General features: G+C 40.5%; 19 protein-coding genes. 15 read left to right on the top strand and 4 right to left on the bottom strand.

The features are described 5' to 3' along the window. Window positions 1-57: 57 nt before the first annotated feature. Window positions 58-480, bottom strand: a complete 423-nt coding sequence (locus tag P3R27_RS08140; RefSeq protein WP_034689279.1) for a hypothetical protein — start codon at window positions 478-480, stop codon at window positions 58-60. 59 nt (window positions 481-539) lie between these two features. Continuing rightward, a complete protein-coding gene (locus P3R27_RS08135; protein ID WP_034689278.1) occupies window positions 540-1,289 on the bottom strand; it encodes a C39 family peptidase in 750 nt (249 codons plus the stop codon). A gap of 271 nt (window positions 1,290-1,560) precedes the next feature. On the opposite strand from P3R27_RS08135, the gene P3R27_RS08130 reads away from it, so the two are divergent. Both P3R27_RS08130 and P3R27_RS08125 read left to right on the top strand, forming a co-directional pair. Then, entirely contained in the window at window positions 1,561-1,758 is a 198-nt protein-coding gene (locus P3R27_RS08130) for a hypothetical protein (protein WP_010735604.1), read from the top strand. A gap of 240 nt (window positions 1,759-1,998) precedes the next feature. After that, window positions 1,999-2,487 (top strand): hypothetical protein, encoded by a 489-nt coding sequence (locus P3R27_RS08125; RefSeq protein ID WP_034689276.1) that lies wholly within the window; start codon window positions 1,999-2,001, stop codon window positions 2,485-2,487. A 68-nt stretch (window positions 2,488-2,555) separates the two neighbouring features. Here P3R27_RS08125 and P3R27_RS08120 read toward each other — a convergent pair whose 3' ends face one another. Continuing rightward, window positions 2,556-3,152 carry a nitroreductase family protein gene (locus P3R27_RS08120; RefSeq protein ID WP_010735602.1) on the bottom strand — a complete coding sequence of 199 codons (597 nt, stop codon included), beginning with the start codon at window positions 3,150-3,152 and terminating at the stop codon, window positions 2,556-2,558. Between the two features lie 372 nt (window positions 3,153-3,524). Between P3R27_RS08120 and P3R27_RS08115 the strand changes: the two genes are divergently transcribed. The 6 genes from P3R27_RS08115 (at window position 3,525) to pheT (ending at window position 16,563) form a co-directional block, all read left to right on the top strand. Further along, window positions 3,525-4,988, top strand: a complete 1,464-nt coding sequence (locus tag P3R27_RS08115; protein WP_010735601.1) for a peptide MFS transporter — start codon at window positions 3,525-3,527, stop codon at window positions 4,986-4,988. Between the two features lie 143 nt (window positions 4,989-5,131). Then, entirely contained in the window at window positions 5,132-8,662 is a 3,531-nt protein-coding gene (locus tag P3R27_RS08110) for a PD-(D/E)XK nuclease family protein (protein WP_034689275.1), read from the top strand. Beyond that, on the top strand, window positions 8,659-12,378 hold the full coding sequence (gene addA / locus P3R27_RS08105; RefSeq protein ID WP_126134054.1) for a helicase-exonuclease AddAB subunit AddA: 3,720 nt from the start codon (window positions 8,659-8,661) through the stop codon (window positions 12,376-12,378). The genes P3R27_RS08110 and addA overlap by 4 nt, the downstream gene beginning before the upstream one ends. Window positions 12,379-12,444: 66 nt before the next feature. After that, a complete protein-coding gene (locus P3R27_RS08100) occupies window positions 12,445-12,786 on the top strand; it encodes a winged helix-turn-helix transcriptional regulator (RefSeq protein ID WP_019724054.1) in 342 nt (113 codons plus the stop codon). A 308-nt stretch (window positions 12,787-13,094) separates the two neighbouring features. Next, window positions 13,095-14,138 carry a phenylalanine--tRNA ligase subunit alpha gene (gene pheS, locus P3R27_RS08095; RefSeq protein ID WP_019724055.1) on the top strand — a complete coding sequence of 348 codons (1,044 nt, stop codon included), beginning with the start codon at window positions 13,095-13,097 and terminating at the stop codon, window positions 14,136-14,138. 4 nt (window positions 14,139-14,142) lie between these two features. After that, complete coding sequence (pheT, locus tag P3R27_RS08090) at window positions 14,143-16,563, top strand: phenylalanine--tRNA ligase subunit beta (protein ID WP_034689271.1); 2,421 nt, start codon at window positions 14,143-14,145, stop codon at window positions 16,561-16,563. Window positions 16,564-16,633: 70 nt separating this feature from the next. Here the strand turns inward: pheT and trpS are convergent, their stop codons facing one another. Further along, window positions 16,634-17,647: a tryptophan--tRNA ligase gene (trpS, locus tag P3R27_RS08085; RefSeq protein WP_034689269.1), complete on the bottom strand. Its 1,014-nt coding sequence runs from the start codon at window positions 17,645-17,647 to the stop codon at window positions 16,634-16,636. Window positions 17,648-17,900: 253 nt separating this feature from the next. On the opposite strand from trpS, the gene P3R27_RS08080 reads away from it, so the two are divergent. From P3R27_RS08080 to P3R27_RS08050, 7 genes are all read left to right on the top strand, one after another. After that, window positions 17,901-18,638 (top strand): amino acid ABC transporter ATP-binding protein, encoded by a 738-nt coding sequence (locus tag P3R27_RS08080; protein ID WP_010735594.1) that lies wholly within the window; start codon window positions 17,901-17,903, stop codon window positions 18,636-18,638. Window positions 18,639-18,651: 13 nt separating this feature from the next. Beyond that, a complete protein-coding gene (locus tag P3R27_RS08075) occupies window positions 18,652-19,467 on the top strand; it encodes a transporter substrate-binding domain-containing protein (protein WP_034689267.1) in 816 nt (271 codons plus the stop codon). A gap of 12 nt (window positions 19,468-19,479) precedes the next feature. Next, window positions 19,480-20,127, top strand: coding sequence for an amino acid ABC transporter permease (locus P3R27_RS08070; protein WP_034689265.1), 648 nt, complete (start codon window positions 19,480-19,482; stop codon window positions 20,125-20,127). A 14-nt stretch (window positions 20,128-20,141) separates the two neighbouring features. Continuing rightward, window positions 20,142-20,798, top strand: a complete 657-nt coding sequence (locus P3R27_RS08065; RefSeq protein ID WP_010735591.1) for an amino acid ABC transporter permease — start codon at window positions 20,142-20,144, stop codon at window positions 20,796-20,798. 211 nt (window positions 20,799-21,009) lie between these two features. Beyond that, complete coding sequence (gene racE / locus P3R27_RS08060) at window positions 21,010-21,837, top strand: glutamate racemase (RefSeq protein ID WP_034689263.1); 828 nt, start codon at window positions 21,010-21,012, stop codon at window positions 21,835-21,837. Further along, complete coding sequence (gene rph / locus P3R27_RS08055; RefSeq protein ID WP_034689339.1) at window positions 21,837-23,189, top strand: ribonuclease PH; 1,353 nt, start codon at window positions 21,837-21,839, stop codon at window positions 23,187-23,189. Before racE ends, rph begins: the two co-directional genes overlap by 1 nt. After that, window positions 23,190-23,702 (top strand): metallophosphoesterase, encoded by a 513-nt coding sequence (locus P3R27_RS08050; protein ID WP_034689261.1) that lies wholly within the window; start codon window positions 23,190-23,192, stop codon window positions 23,700-23,702. Window positions 23,703-23,728: the final 26 nt, after the last annotated feature.

Here is a 23,728-nt window from a genome sequence, read left to right as displayed (position 1 = left end):
AAAAATAAGCCTAAGAATTATTGATTAATAACTTAATCATTTGTTCTTAGGTCTATTTTATTTTCTCGCCATGCTCAATTTCAATTGATCGATCCGCCGTTCCAATTTTTTGATCAATCCAGCAGGCAAGCCGATGATCTCAGCAGATGCCAAGACAGAAGAGAGCAACTGATATTCAAGTGTTTCAGCATCAATTTTACGATAGATGGTGGCTAGACGTTCGATGTACTCAAAATGAGTATAGCCAGTTTGAATGATCAAAAATTTCAACAAATCAACGGCTTTCTCGTAGTCTTGCTCAGAATAATAAGCCAATGCTTGTCGATAAAGTTTGATTTCAAGTAAATCGAGAGAAGCAGGGCTGTATCGGTTCGTCCATTCATTGACTGACACTTTTTTTTGGATATTACCAGCAGTATCACGGACGAAGATGATTGGGATTTCATTTGGATCCGCCTTTTTATGAATAAACCGTTCCACAGATTCTTGCTCCTTCCTTTGATTGTTAGCTTGAGTATAAGCTATTTTTCTAGGAAATACTAGTTCTTTTCTAAAGTAAGCATTTGTCCGCCCATGGCAGTAAATACTTGCTCAAAATCGTCGATTGGTACTGCACGATTTTTTATGCCATAAGGATCATTGACATAGATTGATTGATCATCGTAGCCAGTTACAACACAGGCATGGACTAATGGCGTGACTTGTACTTCACCGTTTGCAGTCGTCCAAGTCATGAAATCATTTTCTGTCGGCACTTGAAAATCGATTGTGACAGAAGTCCACACAGGTTTATCTTCTTTTAGTGCATTTTTGATGTCAGTCAAGCTTGCATCCGTTTGCGGTTCGGTATGATAATCGGTTTGCAGGATTTCTTGAGCTAACGTAGCGATTGGTGGAACATAGACACCCATTGCCCAGTCACCACCCCAAATCTCACCAACGAACCCTTCATTTGGATCGCCATGAGTGCCATCAGCATTGAAAACGGGGACATAATTTAATTCTTCGGCTAATTGATTCTTGGTAGTTTCGTAGCCATAGAAGCGCAGCAACATCGATAAGGCAGTTACTTCACAGCCATTCTCTAGTGCAGGTTCATCGAATTGATTTTCAAGAGGTACGTCGAGTAGTACTTGTTTTTCTTCGGTTTTGATTGTTTGCTCTATGTTTTCCTCCGTTATTGATTTTTTATCTTCTAATTGTTTATTTGTAAAGTAAAAGACGCCTGAAAGCAATACTAGCGTTGCCCCGCCTAGTAGTAATCGTTTTTTACTTTTTTGTTTTGACATGAAAGACTCCCCCAGACTTCTTTCTATTATAATTGTTTTTTTAAAAAAAACTACATGAATCTGCCTAGTCAAATGTAAAAAACAAAGAAAAACAGTCCCAAAAACGATTTTTTTATTATGTTTAGCTGTTAAAATTTGTGAAAACGAAAACAGTACGCTATAATGCGGATAGATCAAATAAGAGTTTGATCAAATCACCACTAACGAAACACACAGATAAAACGAAATGATTTTCTGTGGCAAACTGTTTGAGTAGTTTAGGAGGATTTTGATGACGGAAGAAATGATTAATTTAGGAGAACAATATTCATGTAGGCCCATTGGTTTTACCAAATCAGTTGTTGGAGAAGTTGTTTCAAAAATGACGAATTGCGCCGTAGTCAAAGTTGCCCAATGCGCTATAGAAGATCAAGAATTATTAGAAGAAAAAGCTAGCATGGTAGTAGCTAAATATGATACATTTGAATAAGAAGATATGGACATGCAACATCGAATGATCATGTTGCAGGTCCTTTTAAGGTTATGAAAGGAGCATTGAACACTAAGGCATAAGACAGAAAAAACGAAAACACCTATTTCATTTTTGGGTTTTTTGGCTTATGACCGAAGTGCTGCTCCTTGAATACCGTTTGTTCAGTTAGAGGGGACATGATTTACCCCTTTGATTTTCTAGTTTCAAGAGTTGAAAATAAAGGTGTGGATCGATAAGATGGTTTCCTTTTTTACAATAGTTCTTTTTTTATTTGTCATCGTCATGTGCTTATTTCTATGGCTTGTACGACGAGAGATCGTTTATAAAACGGTTCGGAATCGCTGGGTCTATTTAGTTGTTCCGTTCCTTGCTGTACTGGTTCTATGGTATACAGTGGTCAGTCAACCAACCACTGATGAGTTAGTGAAAGGCATCTTGGCTTCTCTTGTGTTATTGAGTTTCTTGTTAGATAGTCGAGGACTTACTACAGAAGGGCTAGTTTTGAACAGCTTTGACCGTCGTGGAGTGCCATATTCTGAAATCAACAAAGTCGTTCTTTACCAACCAAAAGATTCGAAAGAAGTCAAAATGAATTTTTTCCGGAACGGTTGGCGTGGCCCGCTATTGAAATTTTCTGTCTCATTAGAAGAATTGATTCCTTTTTTAGCAAAACACTTAAATGATGATGCAGAACTTGATATCATGATTGAGCATGAGGATGAATGATCCATTGAAATGACAAAAAGACAGCTCCTTCTTTTAGTAGAAGGAGCTGTCTTTTTGTATTAGCAGAATTAGCCAAACACGCGGAAACGATCGGCATCGTTCATATATTCTTTTTCGCCAGCTGGAGATTCAGGTGAACCAAAGACTAATTGTGCACGTAATTTCCAGTTTGCAGGAATCGACCATTCTTTTGCGACAGCTTCATCGATCACTGGATTGTAATGTTGTAGGTTTGCACCTAAACCTTCTTCGCTTAATGCCACCCAAGTATTGGCTGTAGCAATACCATTTGATTGTTCTGACCAATCAGGGAAGTTATCTGCATATAATGCAAATTGCTCTTGCAAGTTTTTGATCACATCTGTGTCTTTGAAGAACAAGACAGTACCATAACCTTTTTTGAAACTAGCTAATTTGTTTTGAGTATTTGGGAAAGCATCAGCAGGTGTCAGTGGACGTAAAGCTTCTTCTGTCATTTCCCATAATTTTTCATGTGCATCGCCAAATAAGATTACTGCACGTGTTGATTGCGCATTGAAAGCAGTAGGGCTTTCTTTGATTGCTTCTTGGATCAATGTTGTTAATTCTTCATTTGATTGTGATACGTTACGGCCTAGATCATAGATCGAACGGCGGTTTTTTAAGATATTTGTAAATTCAGTCATAGATTAGTTCTCCTTTAATTCGCTTTTCTGCGTTTTTTTCTTGATGACAAAACGAAGTATATCATCTTACAAAAAGTAAGTAAAACAAAATGCTCAACAAAATGTACGAATAGAAAAAAGATGTTCTTTTACATAAAAAATTCGTTGCGAGACCGTTTACATACTGAATATACCGACATTTAAGCTTTATGATATGAAGTAGACCATATAATTATTAAAAATAACTTATGTTTTTTCTTATCGTTTTCCCATTAAATTTTTGTTGTATTTATAGAAAATAAGTATATATTTCTTAAATAAATATTTTTACACGGATTTTCGGTAAATATGTGTATTATTTTCTGAAAATTAAAAGAATTGGGGTATGGGAATATGGAAAAACAAGACAAAGGGTTCTTCGGTCAGCCGAAGGGATTGTCTACATTGTTCTTCACAGAGATGTGGGAACGATTCAGTTATTATGGTATGCGTGCCTTACTGATCTATTATATGTACGACACGGTAGCAAATGGAGGCCTTGGTTTACCTCGTGCCACAGCGTTGTCAATCATGTCAATCTACGGTTCGTTGATTTATATGTCGAGTATCGTAGGCGGCTGGTTTTCAGATCGTGTGTTAGGAGCCAAAAAAACCGTCTTTATTGGTGGGGTCTTCATCATGATCGGTCATGTTGTTTTGGCATTGCCGTTTGGTGTCTCCACTTTATTTATCTCGATGGCGTTGATCATCATCGGTACAGCTTTCTTAAAACCAAACGTTTCGGGAATGGTCGGGCATTTATATACGAAAACCGATTTACGAAGAGATGCAGGATTTTCGATCTTTTATATGGGTGTCAATTTAGGCGCATTGCTCGCGCCGTTGATCGTCGGTACGATTGGTCAAGAGTATAACTACCATTTAGGTTTCTCATTAGCTGCTATCGGTATGTTCTTCGGGTTATTGCAATATGTGATCCAAGGACGTAAGACATTGGATGGAGTGGGTATGACACCTCCAAATCCTTTGACACAAGGCGAACGTAAAGGATTTATCCGTAATGTTGTGATCGCCTTGATCGTATTTGCTATTATTTTTGGTGGAGCGCAACTGACGGGACATTTGACGATCGATTTTTTTGTTAATACGATCAGTGTCTTAGGAATCGTTTTACCACTCTATTACTTTATCAAAATGTTGACGTCAAAAGATGTTTCAGTGGAAGAAAAACCACGCGTATGGGCATATATCCCGTTATTCTTAGCAGCAATCATCTTTTGGTCATTGCAAGAACAAGGGTCATCGATCCTTGCCCTATTTGCAAGTGAACGAACACAATCGACCTTGATGGGGGTTCCGATCCAAGCAAGTTGGTATCAATCATTAAACCCGATTTTCATCTTTATTTTGACACCTGTGTTCGTTACTTTATGGACACGTTTAGGTAAACGTCAACCATCAACCGTAGTGAAATTCTCTCTAGGTTTATTATTTGCCGGATTGTCCTATCTGTTATTGATGTTGCCGGGGATGTTATATGGAACAGCTGGAAAAGTCAGTCCACTTTGGCTGATCGGTAGCTTTTTCATCATCGTGATTGCTGAACTTTGCTTATCACCTGTCGGCCTATCAGTGACGACGAAATTGGCGCCTAGGGCCTTTGAATCGCAAACGATTGCGATCTGGTTCTTAGCAGATGCTTCTTCCCAAGCCATCAATGCACAAATTGCTCGTTTCTATACACCAGGCACTGAATCTGCCTACTTTGGGATTATTGGTGTCGTTGCGATCGTCGGTGCAGTGATTTTATTTGCAATCAAAGAACCAATCAAAAAATTAATGGGTTCGATCCACTGATTGGATCTACATCATTTGTCGGAGAGGACAGTCGTCCTGCTCCGGCTTTTTTTATTTCCAAAATTTAAACGATAATAGAACAAATGTTCAGCTATCTTTGTTATAATGAAGATGTATATCAACCAGGAAAAGGAGGCAATAAGGTGTCGTTACAATTTATTTTAGGTAATGGTCAAAAAGACCACCGCAAAGCACTAATCGATGAAGCCGCCGCTTGGCTTGACAAAGATGAAGACAATCAAGTATTTTTCCTTGTACCTAACTATAATAAATTTGAACAAGAGCAAGAATTACTCGCTGAGATGCGCAAAAAAAGCGGAAAAAACTCATTTAGCACAACCAACATGCAAGTATTCAGTTTCTATCGTTTGGCTTGGTACTTGTTGCAACAAACTACGTTACTGACAGGTAGTGAATTGACCGAATCTGGTTCAGCGATGATCCTCCGCCAAATCTTAGAAAAAAAACAAGAAGAGTTAACGATATTTCGTGGAGAAATCCGCAAAAAAGGGTTTATCCGTCAGTTACAAGAGATATATAGCGAACTACAAGTCGGAAAAATTTCCCCTGTTGATCTGTTAACTTCTGTGCCAGGAGAATCACCAAAAGAAGAAGATCGACAATTGAAAATGAAGGATCTACAGCTGATTTTCTCTGCATTCGAAGAGGAATTAGTCCAACGCGCCCTACAATCTGAAGATGTCCTGACAGTGTTAGCGAATTATATGGCGACGCAAGATTATCATAAGATCAAGTTCTTAGTGAGTGGTTTCGCTCGGATCAATGCCCAAGAGTACCAATTGCTGCAAAAAATGATGGAAAAAGGGCATCTTGTGGTCGATTTGCTATTGGATCGTCCTTACAAATCCGATCTACCAGATCCATTGACGTTGTTTTTCAATACAGGGAAAGTCTATTTCCAACTACTCAACGCAGCAAGAGAACTGAACGTCCCTGTATCTGTCGATCATTATGCACCGAATCGGAAAAATCAAAATGAACTTCAAACATTACAACAAATGTGGGAAGAGACTTCCAGCCAGCAAAAAAGCCAACCTGTGAAACTTGGCGCGCAAGAGACATTACATTTGTGGGAGGCGGAGAATCCAACGGAAGAAGTTCGCCAATTAGCGGTGGAGATCCGTCGTTTGGTCAGTCAAGAAGGGTTTCGCTATCGAGATATCCAAGTATTGACGAAGGATATGACGCTTTATGGCAATTTATTGCGACCAATTTTCCAAGAGATGGCGATCCCTTTTTATTTAGATGAAGAGCAACTGATGGAAAACCATCCATTGATTGAATGGATCAACAGCTTGTTTGCCTTAGATCGTTACCAATACCGCCTAAACGATATCATGCGTTTCTTCAAGACGGAGTTGACGATCGGTACCCCAGCGGAAGAGCTCGATCTGGCTACTTGGCAAGTACTTAGAAATCAATTCCGCACGAATTTAGATATCACTGAAAACGTAGCACTAGCGTACAACTATCAAGGGAATTATTGGCTTCGCGAAAAAGATTGGCAATTTGTTGCCTATGATTTTGAAGCAGAACAGCTAGAAGACGTCAAACAACTAGAAGAGCAATCAAATACGATCCGGAGACTTTTTCGCGACATAGTGCCGGTGTTTCTGAAGAACATCAAAAAATGCCAAACAGGGCAAGAAGCAGTCACTTTGTTTTATCGCTTCTTGATCGAAAGCGGCGTACAACAACAATTGCTTTTTTGGCGAGACCAAGAAGTGGCGCGTGGGGGGTTAGCTGCGGCTAGAAACCATGAGCAAACTTGGGGTGCTTTGATGGATCTTTTGGACGAGTATTCATTAATTTACGGAGAAACAGCATTCGACTGGTCATTATTTCAAGAGATCATCACGAGTGGTCTAGAAAATCTCAGCTATGGGAAGATTCCTACGGCAATCGATCAAGTGAGGATCAACCGATTGGAACTTGTACGTGCCAATCAAGCAAAAGTAGCATTTGCGGTCGGCTTGAATGACCAAGTGTTTCCAGATCGCCATGAAACTAAAGGTTTATTATCGAGTGAAGAACGTGAAGCGTTGAATCAAGGGTTAGGCGAGGATCAGTTTTTATTCGATCCAGCAAAAGAAAGTATGTCTTTCGAACCTTTCCAAGCATATTTAGTGTTTGTTTCGGGAACGGAACGTTTGTACTTGAGCTACGCGCAGAGCTATGATACCAATCGTTTGAAAATGTCTCCGTATTTGAAACGAGTCGTTGACTACTTAGGTGTTCCAGTCGAGCCAAAATGCCAATTGCAATTGACGAGTAAGCCAGATTGTTATGTTGGCACTTATCGTAGCGGGATCAATACGATCAATCGGGTCTATCGTTTAGCAAAAGAAGCCAAACAGGCAGTACCACTTTATTGGCAACAACTGAAAGAGTTAGTTCTGCGTTCGGATCAACGAAATTTTGCATTGACGATTTTTGAAAGTCAAGATCATCTGAATGTACCAGTTTCCTTATCAGAAGAGATGGCAGAAGCCCTTTATGGCAAAGAAATCTACACGTCGATCTCACGAATGGAAAACTTTTATAACTGTGAATATAAATACTTTGTCCAGTTTGGCTTGAAGCTGAAAGAACGTAATATATATGGACTGACACCAGCTGCCACTGGAGACTTTTATCATGAATCATTGGATCGCTTCTTCAAATTGCTGTTCTCGAATCAACTGTCACTTGTGGCAATGTCGGAGAAGGAGCGACAAGAATTTACTGAAAAAGTCTTACAAGAAGTATTTGGTGAATTACGCTTTGAGATTTTAGATAGCTCTGCCCGCATGAACTATATTCGTTACCAATTAGGGCAAACGATCCAAAAAGTGGCTTGGGCGTTACAAAAACAAAGTAAGAATACAGGCATGAAACCATTACAGACAGAGATTTTATTCGGACAGATTGCTGGCGCACAAGGAATCCCAGGTTTGGAAATACCTTTAGACAAAGGCGGGAAACTCCACGTTCGTGGAAAAATCGATCGCATCGATGTGGCAACTGAACAAAGTGATACGTGGTTAAGTGTAGTCGATTATAAATCAAGTGGCCGTTCCTTTGACGTGACAGAGGCATATTATGGGATGGCGATGCAACTTTTGACCTACCTCGATGTTGCGTTGATGGATGCTGTACGTTTAACAGGTAAGGCAGCAGTCAAACCGGCAGGCTCTTATTATTTACATGTGCATAATCCAGTACTGACGGATACGAATAATGTGGAGAAAAACACGTTGAAGAAATTCAGCTATGATGGCGTTTTTGTCGATGATCCAGGCTTATTAGAAGTACTCGATCATTCATTGGAAGCGAAAGAAAGCTCACTGATCTATCCAGTGAAGAAAAATGCCAAAGACGAGTTACAAAAAGGCAGTTATAGCAAAGAAAAATTCTATACAGAAGAAGAACTTCAATTATTCATGAACCATAATCGTGAGAATATGCGTTTAGCTGGGGAAGCAATCACCTCAGGGGAGATCAAACTGAATCCGGCTTACAAAGATAAACAACGAATTGCTTGTGAGCATTGTCCGTTCAGAAGTATTTGTACGTTTGATGTCATGCTCAAAGAAAATAATTATCATCGTTTAGAAAAGCTGGATAAAGATGAAGCATTGCGAAGAATACTAAAAAGGAGTGAAGACGAGTGACATCAATTCCTTTAAAACCGGAAAATGAACGTTTCACCGATGAACAATGGCAAGCGATTTTTGACAAGGGCGACAATCTGCTTGTTTCGGCTTCTGCCGGCTCAGGTAAGACGACTGTTTTAGTCCGCCGAGTAATCGAAAAGTTAAAAATGGGTGTCAACATTGATGAGTTATTGATCGTGACCTTTACAGAAGCGGCAGCAAGAGAAATGAAGGAACGGATCCAAGTAGCCTTGCAAGAAGCAGTGAATAGTGAAAGTGATCCAGTTTGGCAAAAACACTTTACGAAACAGCTCGTATTACTACCTACCGCCAATATCTCGACACTCCATGCGTTTTGTTTAACGGTGATCCGAAAATATTACTATTTGATCGATATCGATCCAGTCTTTCGGATGCTGACGGATGAAACGGAAACAATCTTGATGAAAGAAGATGTCTGGGATGAGATCAGAGAACAACTTTATGCAGAAAATCGCGAAACTTTTTTCCAGCTGACGATGAATTTTTCAAATGATCGCTCAGATGATGGTTTGACTAGCCTCGTGTTTTCTCTCTATGATTTTGCCAGAGCGAACCCTGATCCGTTGGCTTGGTTGAATCGTTTACCAGAAGCATATCGGCTAGAAGAGGGATTAGCAGCTTCTGCATTGTACCAAGAACAAATCCGACCGCTCGTCTTGGCTGATTTACTTCATTGTACGCAGCTATACGAAGAAATGGTCGTTTTGGCACAAGAAGAAGGACTTGAAAAGATGTTTGATCAAGTCTCACAAGAACAAGCGAGTATCCAACAAATCTATGAACGTTTCCTGGGTGATGAGTTGGACGAAGCTTACCAAGCCTTAGAAAACCTGACGTTTTCGACCTTCAAAAGCAGTCGGAAAGCAGAGTTGAAAGAGCGTTCTGCTGAAGTAAAAACCTTGAGAGACCGTGCTAAAAACATCTTACAACAAATTGGCAAAAGCTACTTCTCGGTTTCACCTACACAAATTGAAGAGTTGAGCCAAAAAGCGTTCCCCCTCGTGGAACAAATGACCGAAGTCACTAAGCTTTTCATGGAAGGCTTCAGTGCGCGCAAACGTGAAAAAGGCGTGCTAGATTTCAATGATCTGGAACACTTGGCGTTACAAATATTGACGAAACAAACAGAGGAAGAGTGGCTACCAAGTGAAGCATCGGATTATTATCGCAAAAAGTTTAAAGAAGTCATGGTCGACGAGTACCAAGATGTCAATCAATTGCAAGAAGAATTGCTCTATTGGGTCAGAGAGCCAGATGAGGAGAGAGGCAATCTCTTTATGGTGGGAGATGTCAAACAGTCGATCTACTCCTTCCGTTTAGCAGATCCAACTCTATTTATCAATAAATATGAGAAATTCTCGGAAGAAAAAGGGGGACGACGAATCGTCTTAGCTGAGAATTTCCGTTCACGGCAAGAAGTCTTAGCGTTTACTAATTTGATTTTTGAACAGCTGATGGACCCAGCAGTTGGACAAATCGCTTATGATGAAGCGGCTCGGCTAGTTCTAGGTTTTTCTGGGTTTCCAGAAAATGAACGATTTGCACCAGAAGTCTTGATCTATGAAAAGGAACAAGAAACGACAGAAATCGAGTTGCCGATGGACGAGATGTTGGAAGACAAAACAGAAGGGGAACTCTTGATGACTGGTTTGAAAATCCGTGAATTGATCGATTCAAAATTCATGATCTACGACAAAAAAAGTCAAGAAGAGCGCCCGATCGAATTCAAAGATATCGTGTTATTGACACCAACGAAGAAAAATAATTTGACGATTTTAGAAGTATTCAAAACGTTTGATATTCCGTTGGAACTCAATGATGCCCAAAATTATTTCCAAGCGACAGAAATCAGGATCATGATTTCATTGCTCCAATTGATCGACAACCCTTATCAGGATATCCCATTAGCTTCAGTGTTACGTTCACCAGTCGTGGGCTTGATCGAACCAGAGTTAGCACGTATCCGATTAGCCGATAAGGCGCATACTTACTATGATGCAGTCTTAGCTTATCAAAATAATAACCAAGATGAATTAGCGGCTAAATTGCTTCATTTCAATGAGCAACTGGAACAATGGCGAGAGTTAGCGCGTCGTTCTTCGATCACAGACTTATTATGGGAAATCTATTACCAAACAGGGTATTTAGAATATGTCGTTGGGTTGCCAGCTGGTGCACAACGTCAAGCGAATTTGTATGCGTTAGTGGATCGTGCCAAAGCATATGAACAAAGTTCGTTTCGTGGTCTCTATCAGTTTGTACGATTTATTGAGAAAATGCAGGAGAAAGACAAAGACTTGGCGGAACCAGTGATTGCTTCTAGTGACAATGCCGTTCGTGTCATGACCATCCATGCAAGTAAAGGATTAGAGTTCCCCATCGTTTTCTTATTAGATATGACGAAGCAATTCAATCTGCAAGACTTGAAAAATCGTTATGCCTTCGAAGAAAAACTAGGTGCGGGCGTGCGCTACATGGAGCCAGACACGCGGGTCTTGTTTGACACATTGCCTTATCAAGCCATCAAATTAGCCAAACAGAAGAAATTGCTTTCCGAAGAAATGCGTAAATTATACGTAGGACTGACTAGAGCAGAGCAAAAATTGTTTATTGTTGGTTCGTACAAAAGCAAAGAAGACACGTTCAAAGCCTGGTCAGAAGCAAATGAGCAAACGGATGTAGTGTTAGATCCGGTGATTCGCCTGAAAAGTTCGAGTAGCTTGATGAATTGGATCGGGTACAGCTTGATCCGTCATCCTAAAATGACCGAATATTTTCCAGAAGTCACGCCTTTACCACAACTGAAAAATTCATCGGGAGATTTTACGATCACCTGGATGGATCAACAAGAGATTTTAACACAACGCCAAGCATTGACAGTCAAAGGAGAGCAAGCTGAAGAACAAAAAGGAGATCTAACCCCATTAACGACCGAACTACAAGCACGTTTAGCCTTCAGTTATCCTTATGAGGCTTCTGCACAAACAACGAGTTATCAATCAGTTTCTGAGATCAAACGGTTATTTGAAGATCCAGACGACTCTCCAGAGGCACGTTTGACTTGGGAAAGCAGTGATAAAAAAGCCTTTGCCAAGCCTTTCAGGTATACGCAAGACCAATTAGCTGAACCACGCTTTGTACAAAAAGAGCGCAAAGTTTCTGCCACAGCTGTTGGGACAGCGACACATTTTCTGTTACAAGTCCTCCCATTGGAACAGTTGACGAAAGAAAGCATCGAAAAAGAACTAACGACCCTTGTAAAAAAACGTTTAGTCGATGAACAAGTAGCGAAACGTGTACCAATTGATTCCATCGTATGGTTTTATGAATCTACCCTTGGCCAATCACTGATCAAACATCCAGAAAAAGTGAAACGCGAACAACCATTTTCAATGCTTCTACAAGCAGAAAAGGTATTTGATCACTACCCGAATGAAGACGATGAATTATTGATCCATGGGATCGTCGATGGATATCTTGATTTGGGGGAGTACGTGCAGCTTTATGATTTCAAGACTGATTTTATTTTACATCCTGAAAACCCAGAGGAAATCACGAAGGTCATCAGCAAATACCGCGGGCAATTGAACTTATACCAACGTGCATTGAGTGAAGCGTTGAATAAACCCATTCAGGATGTCTTTTTGGTTTTGTTGCAGGCGAAGAAAATAATAAATCTTAATAAACAATAAGAAGTGAGCAAACTGGACTTACACTTTGTAAGTAATATGCTATACTCTTAAAAAGAGGTGAGTAAGATGGAGCTAACACAGACAGAATTCATTCTATGTCCCAAATTTGAAAAAACATTCTCGATTTTAGGGAAAAAATGGAATGGATTGATTATCGATGTATTACTCGAAAATGGTCCGCAGCGCTTTGTTGATCTCTCTGCAAAAATCCCGATGGTCAGTGACCGTGTCTTGGTCGAACGATTAAAAGAGCTTGAAAAAGAAAAGATCGTTACCCGTAATTTTTCGTGTAATGAATCCAGTCGTTCGGAATATATGCTGACAGAAAAAGGGGCAGATCTACAAAAAGCGATGGTCCAGTTGCAGCTTTGGAGTGAGAAATGGGTCACACCCGAAGAATGCAGTTGATTTTGCATCAAAAATCTTGTACACTAGTTTTTAGTTGAATAGACAAAAAGAATGTTGACGAAAAAGAGTAGTTTGGCTAAACCAGTATAGGGAGATCTGTCATGGACTGAAAGCAGATCCTGTGTTTGAAAAATGAAGTTCACTTTCCGAGTTCGTCTGAGAGATTTTTCAGACCGGCAGTATGTCTGTCGTTATTAAAATGAGTGTACGATCTCGTTGGGATCGTAAATTAGGATGGTAACGCGAAGACCTCGTTCCTTGATAGGAATGAGGTCTTTTTTTTAGTTGAATTTAAAGGAGGAAATCGCATGTCTTTACAAGCACAACTCGAAAGCTTGAAAGAAGCAACGATCATCAAGATCAAGCAGGCGCAGGATTTGAAAGAACTAAATCAAATCCGTGTCGAAACATTAGGGAAAAAAGGACCGATCACTGAGGTCTTACGTGGAATGAAAGATCTAAGTGCCGAAGAGCGTCCGAAAGTGGGAAGCTTTGCCAATGAGATCCGTGATCTATTGACACAAGAAATCGAAGAAAGAAAAGCAGTCTTGGAAACCGCTGCAATGAATGAAGCATTAGAGAAAGAAACAATCGATGTCACGCTGCCAGGTAGCTCAGTCAAACAAGGTACACGCCATATCTTGACGCAGATCATGGAAGAAATCGAAGATATTTTTGTCGGCATGGGGTATCAAATCGTTGAAGGATATGAAGTCGAGTCAGACCACTATAACTTTGAACGAATGAATTTACCAAAAGACCATCCGGCACGTGATATGCAAGATACTTTCTATATCTCAGAAGAAATCTTGATCCGTACGCATACGTCGCCTGTCCAAGCACGTACCATGGAAAAACATGATTTTTCAAAAGGTGCGCTACGCATGATCTCACCAGGAAAAGTTTTCCGACGTGATACTGATGATGCAACACACAGCCATCAATTCCATCAAATCGAAGGATTGGTGATCGACAAGAACGTGACGATGGGTGATCTAAAAGGAACACTTGAAGTCGTGATGAAGAAAATGTTTGGTGAAGATCGCCAAATCCGTTTACGCCCAAGCTACTTCCCATTTACAGAACCATCTGTTGAAGTCGATGTCAGCTGTTTCAAATGCGGTGGTTCAGGCTGTAACGTCTGCAAACACACAGGTTGGATCGAGATCTTAGGTGCTGGTATGGTTCATCCAAATGTCTTGGAAATGTCAGGGATCGATCCTGAAGAATACTCCGGATTTGCTTTTGGACTTGGCCCAGATCGTGTCGCAATGTTACGTTATGGGGTCAACGATATTCGTAATTTCTATCAAAATGACTTGCGCTTCTTAAGTCAGTTCAAGGGGGAGTAAAAGAATGTTAGTATCATATAAATGGCTGAATCAATACGTTGATTTATCACATGTGACACCGCAAGAACTTGCAGACAAAATGTCAGTTACAGGAATCGAAGTCGAAGGTGTAACAGTACCTGAAGAAGGCTTGAAGAAAATCGTTGTCGGAGAAGTGAAGGAATGTATTCCACATCCTGATTCGGATCATCTATCGATCTGTCAAGTCGACATCGGCGAAGAAGAATTATCACAAATCGTTTGTGGCGCACCAAATGTCAAAGCAGGAATCAAAGTCATCGTGGCTTTACCAAATTCACGGATTGCGGGCAATGTCAAAATCAAAAAAGGCAAGATGCGTGGACAAGTCTCGAATGGGATGATCTGTGCCTTACAAGAAATCGGTTATTCTGACAGCGTCGTACCGAAAGAATATTCAGAAGGTATCTACTATTTGCCACAAGAAGCGGTCAATGGAGAACCAGTCTTTTCTTATCTAGATATGGACGATGCCATCATCGAACTATCGATCACACCTAACCGTGCCGATGCGTTATCAATGAGAGGTGTGGCATATGAAGTTGGCGCGATCTACCGCCAAAAACCAACATTCAATGATGAAAAGTTAGTAGAAGTTGAACGTAAAGCTTCAGAAAAAATTGCGGTAAAAGTAGAAGATGAAGAATTGGTACCAGCATACCAAATCCGCATCATTGAAAACGTCAAGATCCAACCGAGTCCACAATGGCTACAAAATATCTTGATGAATGAAGGAATCCGACCAATCAATAACGTTGTTGATATCACAAACTATATCTTATTATTGTTCGGTCAACCGTTACATGCATTTGACTATGATAAGTTAGGTTCAGAAGAAATTGTGGTGCGTCATGCAGCAGAAGAAGAGAACATCGTGACGTTGGATGGTGAAACGCGCACATTGACCTCAGAAGACTTAGTTATCACCAATGGGCAAGTGCCAGTCGCCTTAGCTGGAGTAATGGGCGGACAAGACTCAGAGATTACGGAAACAACGACAACCGTTGCGTTAGAATCCGCTTTATTCGATCCCATCTCGATTCGCCGCACAGCAAAACGTTTCAATTTACGTAGTGAATCATCTGCGCGCTTTGAAAAAGGCATCAATAAAGGAACCGTCGGTAAAGCAAGCGATGTTGCAGCGGCGATGATCGTTGCTTTAGCAGGAGGAGAAGTGTTACAAGGAGCGGTCAAAGGTTCTGAGTATCAAGCAAAAGAAGTCAAAGTACAGATCACATTGAACCGCATCAACCAGTACCTTGGCACAACCTTAAATGTCACTGAAGTAAGTGAGATCTTTGAAGCGTTAGGATTCGGCTATCAAGTCGATGGAGAAACTTATACTGTTGTTGTACCTCCAAGACGTTGGGATATCCAGATCGAAGCAGACATCATTGAAGAAGTGGCACGTATTTATGGGTATGATCGTTTACCTTCAACGTTACCAAGCGGCGAAACAGTTGCAGGTAGTTTGACACAAGAACAAGCGACAACCCGAAAGATCCGTACATTACTTGAAGGCAGTGGTCTAACTGAAGCCATCAGTTATGCATTGACAACGGAAGATAAATCACGTCAATTCGCTTTGAAAGAAACAGCCATCACTCGCTTGGATTGGCCGATGAGTGAAGACCGTTCTGTCTTACGTATGAACCTGATCAGTGGACTATTGGATAACGTCCAATATAACACGGCACGTAAAAATGCAGATGTCGCATTTTATGAAGTAGGTCGCGTCTTCTATCAAGAAAACAATCCATTGACTCATCTACCACAAGAAGTCACTCACGTAGCTCTTGCGGTGTCTGGCGCATGGGAAGAGAAAAGTTGGCAAAGTAAGCCACAAGCGGTTGATTTCTTTACAGTAAAAGGAATATTAGAAAATGTATTCGAACACCTTTCCATCAAAGAGGAAATCAGTTATCAAGCGTTGACAACGATTGATGAACTTCATCCCGGTCGAACGGCGGCCATTTATTTAGGGGAAACAATGATCGGGTTTGTTGGTCAAGTGCATCCTATGACTGCTAAAGCTTACGATATTCCAGAAACGTATGTGGCAGAGTTTGATTTAGCCACAGTCGTGGAAGCATCACAAAAAGGCATCACTTTCCGATCAGTCACAAAATTCCCAAGTGTGACGCGTGACATTGCCATGTTAGTAGCTGAACAAGTGACGAACCATGAGATCGTTCGCACGATCCAAGCAGCTGCTGGCCGATTCTTGACAAATGTTGAACTATTCGATGTCTATCAAGGAGCAAATATTGAAGCAGGGCATAAATCAGTCGCCTATACGTTAAGCTTTGAAAATCCCGAAGCAACGTTGACAGATGAAGAAATCAACCAAGCAATGAGCAAGGTTGAAAAGGCGTTGACAGAAACAGTCGATGCAAGTATTCGTTAAACCTTAATAATAGAAGAAAAAACTGGAACAAAAATCATTCAATGATTTTTGTTCCAGTTTTTTTGTGTGATTACTGATTGAAATAATTGATGCCCATTGCCGCTTTCACTTCAGAAAGTGTGGCTGCCGCAACTTTAGCGGCTTCTTCGCTACCATGATGTAAGATATCCATCACGGCTTGTGGGTCTTTCGCCAATTCTTCACGACGAGCGCGGATCGGTGCGAACTCTGCTTCTAATACATCGATCAAGTAACGCTTGATTTTCACGTCACCGAGTCCACCACGACGATAGTGGGCTTTCATCTCTTCGATTGCTTCTTTGTCTGTACCAAAAACATCTAAGTAAGTAAAGACCATATTGCCTTCGACTTGTCCTGGATCTTGGACATGGATGTGATTTGGATCAGTATACATACGCATCACTTTTTTCTGTAAAACATCCGCAGGGTCAGAAATGTAGATGCCATTTCCTAATGATTTACTCATTTTTCCGTTACCATCGATCCCAGGTAAACGACCCATTCCTTTAGGTGGGAAGACGCCTTTTGGTTCAACTAGTACTTCTCCATAAGTGTGATTGAAACTTTGGACGATCTCTTGCGTTTGTTCCAACATTGGTTTTTGGTCTTCACCAACTGGCACTAGATTCGCTTTGAACGCAGTGATGTCAGCAGCCTGTGAAACAGGGTAGATAAAAAATCCTGTGGGGACACTTTCGCCAAATTTCTTTTGCTCGATCTCCGTTTTAACAGTCGGGTTACGACGCACACGACCAACACTTACTAAGTTTAAGTAATACATTGTCAACTCAGCTAATTCAGGAATTTGCGACTGGATAAACAATGTTGATTTGGCAGGATCTAAACCAACCGATAAGTAATCTAAAGCAACTTCTAATACATTGGAAGACACTTTTTCAGGGTCTTTCGCATTGTCAGTCAAGGCTTGCATATCTGCGATCATTACGAACAACTGATTGTTCTCATCCGCTTGCATTTCTACACGTTTTTTCAAAGACCCGACATAATGGCCTAAGTGTAGTTTGCCAGTAGGACGGTCTCCTGTTAAAATAATATTTTTCAAAAAAGAACACCTCTTTGTAATTTCTAAGACTAATACTTAATATCTTACCGTTTTTTTGCAGAATTAACAACAGGATAAACCGAAAATCATTGAAAAAATCAGTTAGGAAATCGTTATTTATACAAATGGTAAAAGAAAACGCACAAAGGAATTTTCTTGGAAACTTTACAAGTTGCTTCGCTTTCGGATATAATGTGTTCTATTATATATCTTTAAATGAAATCTTACTAAATAATAATGGGAGTGTAATGTTATGACAATGATTAAATTTGATAGCGTGGAAAAGTATTACGGTAAATTCCATGCGTTGAAAAACATCAATCTTGAGTTTGAAAAAGGGGAAGTTGTCGTTGTCATTGGTCCATCAGGATCAGGAAAAAGTACGATGCTTCGCTGTATCAACGGCTTGGAAACAATCACTTCAGGAAAGCTTTTGATCAATGATGTCGATATTCGCGATAAAAACACAAAATTGACGGAGATTAGAAAAAATGTCGGAATGGTCTTTCAACATTTTAATCTTTACCCCAATAAAACAGTTTTAGAAAACATCACACTGGCACCAATCAAAGTATTAAAACAAGATGAGGCAACTGCTGTAAAAAATGCGGAAAAGTTTTTAAAGACAGTCAATATGCTAGATAAAAAAGATTCCTATCCTTCCATGTTATCTGGTGGACAACAACAGCGTGTAGCGATTGCTCGCGGCTTAGCGATGAATCCCGAAATGCTGTTATTTGACGAGCCAACATCTGCCTTGGACCCAGAGATGATCGGTGATGTATTGGACGTAATGAAAAAATTGGCAAGAGATGGCATGTCAATGATCGTGGTCACACACGAAATGGGCTTTGCGAAAGAAGTGGCAGATCGTGTCATTTTTATGGCGGATGGACAAGTATTAGAAGATAGTCGCGATGTACGCAATTTCTTCGATGATCCAAAAGAAGAACGTGCAAAACAATTTATCAGTAAAGTAATCAATCATTGATAGGAGGAACGATATGCGTAAGACAACATTCACTCGTTTATTATTTCTTTTTGGGCTAGTATTTCTAGTATTGAGCGGCTGTAAAGGTAGCAGTTTGGCAGAAAAAGATATTTTGACTCGTAGTAAAGAAACGAACGAGATCATTTGGGGTGTCAAATACGATACACGATTGTTTGGGATGATGGATATCGAAAGCCGTACCGTTCAAGGGTTTGATATCGATATCGCCAAAGCAATCACGAAGAAGATTTTAGGAGAGGACGGAAAAGCAGAGTTTGTCGAAGTCACTTCTAAAACAAGAATCCCATTATTAAAAAATGGGAATATCGATGCAATCATTGCGACGATGACGATTACCGAAGAACGTAAAAAGCAAGTCGATTTCTCTTCAGTTTATTTTGACGCTGGACAATCATTGCTCGTTAAAAAGGGTAGTCCCATCAAAAGTGTGGAGGATTTAAACGCTGAAACGACTGTTCTAGCGGTAAAAGGTTCGACTTCAGCTGCCAACATCAGAGAACATGCACCTGATGCGCGGATCTTGGAGTTAGAGAACTATGCAGAAGCATTTACTGCCTTACAATCGGGGCAAGGTGATGCCATGACGACAGACAATGCGATCTTACTCGGAATGGCAGCGGAGAACCCTAGCTATGAATTAGCAGGAGGAACATTTACCGAAGAGCCTTATGGTATTGCAATCAACAAAGGACAAGAAAATTTCTTAGATGCAGTCAACCAAGCTTTAGCAGAAATGGTTGAAGACGGCACCTATGATAAGATTTATGAAAAATGGTTCCCAGATACGACTCAGGGAAAAATTGATTAAGGAGGGAATACAATGAGTGAATTGATACAAACTTATGGGTCAGCCTTCCTTGATGGATTTAAAGTAACGATCCTATCAAGTGTCTTGGCACTTTTCTTCAGTTTGATCATCGGAACGTTGATGGCGATTTTTCAATTGTCACACAATAAATGGATACGTGGTATTGCGAAAGCCTATGTTGAATTTTTTAGGAATATCCCGTTATTGATCATCGTGATGTTCTTCTATGTCGTATTACCACTTTATTGGATCAGCTTTGACGGTTTTCAAGCAGGAACGATCGGGCTGACGATCTATACTTCCGCTTTTATTGCAGAAACCGTTCGTTCTGGCATCCAAACTGTGCCAAAAGGTCAAATGGAGGCTGGTCTTTCATCGGGGTTTACTTATTCAGAAACAATGCGTTACATTGTATTGCCACAGGCATTTAAAATCGTTATCCCACCATTAGGCAATCAATTTATCAATTTGGTCAAAAACTCATCGATTTTAGCAATTGTCGCTGGTTTGGATATCATGTATCAAGGGGATTTGATTGCCAGTGAAACCTTCAACACGTTTGATACCTATATCATCGTGGGTTTATTTTACTTGATTATTACCTTACCATTGTCTTATTTGATGGTTTATCTTGAGAAAAAATGGGCAGTTCGTTCATAGAAAGGAGAATATCAATGGATTTTAGTGGTGCATTTTCATGGATGAATATTCGCTTTTTACTGGAAGGACTAAAAGTAACGATCGAAGTTTCGCTCTTCTCCATCATTTTTAGTTTTCTAATCGGTGGGTTGACAGGTGTTCTTCGTTTTGCGAGTATTCCTTATTTATCAAAAATAGTAGGTTTGATTATCGACATCATTCGTAATCTGCCATTATTGCTGATCATCTTTTTCACTTATTTTGCTTTGCCGCAAATCGGTATACAAATGAACATCTTTTGGTCAGCAGTTGCAGCATTGACGATTTTTGAATCTGCCATGTTATCAGAGATTTTCCGTGCAGGTTTGAATGCTGTGCCGAAAGGTCAGATGGAAGCAGGGCTTTCCACGGGGTTAAGCTATGTGGAAACGATGCGTACGATCATCATGCCGCAAGCATTCAAGTCAATGATCCCTGCTATCGTTAGTCAGTTGATCTCGTTGATCAAAGACACTTCTTTAGCGGTGATCATCTCGTTGCCAGAATTGACACACCAAGCGCGAATCGTCTATGGTCAAAATACCAATTATGTCTTACCAATGTTCGTTATGATGACATTCATGTATTTTGTCGTATGTTACGCACTTTCTTTACTTTCTTCTTACTTAGAAAGAAGAAAGTATAGTTATTAGTAGAAAAAATCGTATTTTAAATGGGAATTAAGAAGGAATCCACGAATTTTTTTAAAAAATTTTTTGTGGATTCCTTCTTACATTATCCAAAAATTTCATCGGGACACGTGTTGGGTCGTCATATGGGAAAAGAGCAGGAAAGCAGATTGTAGGACTTGATAAATCACGTCAAAAAGTCCACAATATAGAAGGTAGAATTTTTTGAAAAAGGATGATTCGATTGACAGATAAACGTCCGATCGGTTTTATTGATTCAGGGGTTGGCGGTCTTACAGTCGTCAAAGAAGCATTGAAGCAATTGCCGAATGAAAACATATTATACGTTGGCGATACCGCGCGCTGTCCATATGGACCAAGACCAGCAGAGCAAGTGATCGCTTATACATGGGAAATGACGAATTATTTAGTTGAAAAAGGCATAAAGATGCTTGTGATTGCCTGTAATACGGCAACTGCGGTCGCATTAGAAGAAATCAAAGCAACACTCTCGATTCCAGTGATCGGTGTGATTTTGCCAGGAACGAGAGCGGCAGTCAAACAAACGAAAAATCACCGAGTAGGGGTGATTGGAACAATTGGAACCGTCAAAAGTGCCGCTTACGAAACAGCCTTGCTAGATAAAGCACCCGAACTGAAAGTCACTAGCTTGGCGTGTCCAAAGTTTGTGTCAGTCGTAGAAAGTAAAGAATACCGATCATCAGTCGCGAAAAAAATCGTGGCCCAAACTTTAGCTCCATTAGAAGTAAAAGGGATCGACACCTTGATTCTAGGTTGCACCCATTATCCGCTCCTTCGCCCGATCATTCAGAATGTTATGGGGGATAAAGTCATGCTGATCGATTCAGGAGCAGAAACGATTGGCGAAGTTTCAATGTTACTTGACTATTTTGAAATCAGTAATTCACCACAAAATGGCCGAACGCTTTGTCAGTTTTATACGACAGGATCAGCTAAAATGTTCCATGAGATTGCCCAAGATTGGTTAGGATTAAAAGAACTGATCGTTGAATCGATTGATTTAGGAGGAAAAGAGCAATGATGCGTCATGACGGAAGAAATGTCCAAGATTTACGTAAAATCACGATTGAAACAAATGTGCTGAAACATCCAGAAGGATCAGTTTTGATCAGCTTTGGCGATACGAAAGTGATTTGTGCGGCAACGGTTGAAGAGACAGTCCCCCCGTTTTTAAAAGGGACTGGTAAAGGATGGGTGACAGCAGAATACAGTATGTTGCCTCGCGCCACGAATACGAGAAATCGTCGTGAAAGTAGCAAAGGTAAGTTAAGTGGACGGACGATGGAGATTCAACGTTTGATCGGTCGTTCGTTGCGTACGGTCATCGATCTCGAGAAACTTGGTGAACGCAGTATCATCGTTGATTGTGACGTGATCCAAGCAGACGGTGGCACTCGAACAGCAAGTATTACCGGTGCATTTGTGGCTTTAAAATTAGCAATCGAAAAATTATTACAGACAAAAGTGTTAACGAATGATCCAATCAAAGAACATTTAGCCGCTATCAGTGTAGGGATTTTAGCTGATGGGACATGTGTGACTGATTTGGATTATCACGAAGACGTTGCAGCGGAAGTCGATATGAACTTAGTGATGACGGAATCGGGCAAATTTGTGGAAATCCAAGGGACAGGCGAAGAAGCTGCCTTTGATGGTGAACAATTGAACGAAATGCTTGTTTATGGCAAAACAGCGATCGAATCACTGATCTTTGAACAAAAAAATGTTTTGTTGAGTGAATGGTCAGACCCTGCGCCTGAACCGACAGAAAAAACGATTGTGATTGCTACTCGAAACGCAGGCAAAGCAGAAGAATTCCGTACCTTATTTGCGAAGGAAGGCTATACAGTCAAAACATTGTTTGATTATCCTGAGATACCTGATGTCGAAGAAACAGGTACCACATTCGAAGAAAACGCCCGATTAAAAGCAGAAACGATTGCTCAAGTATTGAATCAGCCAGTATTGGCGGATGACTCTGGCCTGAAAGTCGATGCGTTAGGTGGCAGACCAGGAGTTTATTCTGCCCGTTTTGCTGGCGAACATAAGAGTGATGCGGCAAATAACGCAAAACTGCTTTTTGAATTAACCGATGTAGCTGATGAAGAACGCACCGCACAATTTCATTGTACGTTGGTTTTTGCTGAACCAAATAAAGAAAGTTTAGTAGTGGAAGCAGAGTGGCCTGGACGAATTGGTCGGATACCTAAAGGCGAAAATGGCTTTGGCTATGACCCGTTGTTCATTCCTGATGGGTACACTCAAACAGCGGCAGAAATCTCAAGTGAAGAAAAAAATAACCACAGTCACCGAGGCTTGGCCATGGCAAAACTAAGCCAAGTTTGGCAGGCTTGGTTGGAAGGAGTGGAGTAGATGCGTTATTTAGTCGTTAGTGACAATCATGGGGATCGAGCAATCATCAAAGAATTGCTGACCCAATACCAAAATCAAGTTGATTATTTTTTTCATTGCGGTGATTCAGAACTTGACGCAACAGATGAAGTTTGGGAAACCTATCACGGTGTACAAGGCAATTGTGATTTCGGTACAGACTTTGAGACCAAACGAGTTGTAGATACTGGGCTTGATCGGGTATATATGACCCACGGCCATTTATCGAATGTCCGCTTTGGTTTGACTCAGTTAGCCCTTGAAGCAAAAGAGCAACAAGCAACGATTGCTCTTTTTGGTCACACCCATCAACTAGGGTGTGAATTTGAAGAAGGTATCTTGTTCTTGAATCCAGGAAGCATTTCCCAACCTCGAGGAATGATCCAAATCCCAGCTTACGCAATCATTGAGAGTACGAAAGAGACACTTGCTGTCCAATACTATAATCGATCGCACAAAAAAATCGATAACATGGCATTTGAATATAAACGCTGACAAACAAACTCTAATTTTTGCTAAAA

This window comes from Enterococcus spodopteracolus, assembly GCF_030441955.1.
Classification (GTDB): Bacteria; Bacillota; Bacilli; order Lactobacillales; family Enterococcaceae; genus Enterococcus_B; species Enterococcus_B spodopteracolus.
Note: the sequence above shows the minus strand (reverse complement) of the source record. Positions and strands in the feature narration are given on the sequence as shown.